The sequence below is a fragment of the Draconibacterium sp. genome, assembly GCF_041583095.1.
GTDB lineage: Bacteria > Bacteroidota > Bacteroidia > Bacteroidales > Prolixibacteraceae > Draconibacterium.
The window spans coordinates 1-1,504 of sequence record NZ_JBFHGM010000447.1 but is presented as its reverse complement, the minus strand read 5'-3'; the positions used below and the strand labels follow the sequence as shown (position 1 = coordinate 1,504).

Here is a 1,504-nt window from a genome sequence, read left to right as displayed (position 1 = left end):
GCGTTGTAACCGGCATCTTTTAATGCTTTTGCCGCATTTTTCACTCCATCCGGACGTTCTTTGCTACCACAACTGATAAATACCAGCTTCAGGTTCGAATGATCTTTGATATCCTCAGGAGCATAAATACCACCACTTAACAGCGCATAATACGAAAACACTTCCGGTCTGTTCAATGTGATATCTTTTGTTTCCATACCACCCATCGACAGACCAGCCATTGCGCGGTGTGCCTGATCAGGAATAGTGCGGAAATGCTCATCAACATATGGAATCAGCTCATCTACCAAAACCGTTTGAAACGGAGTAACATCGAAATTACGCAGACCGCCAAATTTGATTTCGTTGGTCATTCCGTAGGTATTCACAATGATAAACGGATCAATTTTACCTTCGGCAATCAGGTTATCCATAATCAGGTTGGCACGTCCCTGGTTCATCCAGGCTGTTTCGTCTTCGCCCCAGCCGTGTTGCAGGTAAAGCACCGGGTAACTTTTTGACTGATTTTTATAATAACCCGGAGGTGTGTAAACAAAAGCCCTGCGCGAGGTTTCTGTACTTGGCGAAGGAAAAAGTACCTGCTGAACATGTCCGTGAGGAACATTTTTCAATGCATAAAAATCCTGGTCGTGTGCAGGAATTTCAATGCCACTCTCCCAACGTACCGATCCGTAATAGTTCAACGCTCCCGGATCATTAAAAACACCACCATCAATAGTTACATGGTAATAATGAAAACCTTCGTCCATTGGGCCGGCAGTGGTTCCCATCCAAACGCCATCGTCGTTTTTTGTAAGCGGAGTTCCGCCTCTTGTTCCGCCCAAACCAAGGCTCACCACCACACTTTGTGCTTCGGGCGCTTCAATTCGGAAACGGGCATAACCCTGCGAGTTTACCATGGGATATTCTTTCCCGGGCTGGTTTAAAACTGAAGGTTTAAAATCTTCTATTATGGCCGGTTTTTCGCTTTGAGCTACACACAGCGTAAGTGAGAAAATAAAGAACGCTATTAGTGTTGAAATATATTTTTTCATGTTTTTAAGATTATTTATTTACAGTTGATAGTTATCTATTGATCGGCAGAATTAATTCACAAGACATTGGTTCACAGTTCGACTCCGCTCACTTTGACAGTCAGGCTGAGCGAAGTCGAAGTCTGGTTTTTAGTTTTTGAATAATAAAGGTGCAAACTGATAAAGGCTGCGGCGCCAGCTTTGCCATTCGTGGGCAGTTTCGGGCGACACATAAAAATGGGTGTTCATACCGGCTTTTTTAAGTGCTTCGGTATTTTCCTTTGGATCTCCCCATGGTCCGGGGCGCGGATTCTCAATCTCGCGACTTCCGTAGCTGACGAAAAGCAATTTTACTTTTTCCTTAAAATCAGGATGTTGCTCAATGTTTTCCATGGTAATGCTGCCACCGCTAAACATTCCCACATGCGAAAACACATCGGGGTTGGCCAGTGTTATCACACGTGTTTGCATTCCACCCATCGAAAGACCGG

At 44.5% G+C, this 1,504-nt stretch carries 2 protein-coding genes; both read right to left on the bottom strand.

Annotated features, from left to right (window positions below; translation table 11 throughout):
- Window positions 1–1,034, bottom strand: a 1,034-nt coding sequence (locus ABZB17_RS22405; protein WP_372653889.1) for an alpha/beta hydrolase-fold protein, incomplete at its 3' end; no start/stop codon positions are given.
- Between the two features lie 129 nt (window positions 1,035–1,163).
- Window positions 1,164–1,504, bottom strand: a 341-nt coding sequence (locus ABZB17_RS22400; RefSeq protein ID WP_372653887.1) for an alpha/beta hydrolase, incomplete at its 5' end; no start/stop codon positions are given.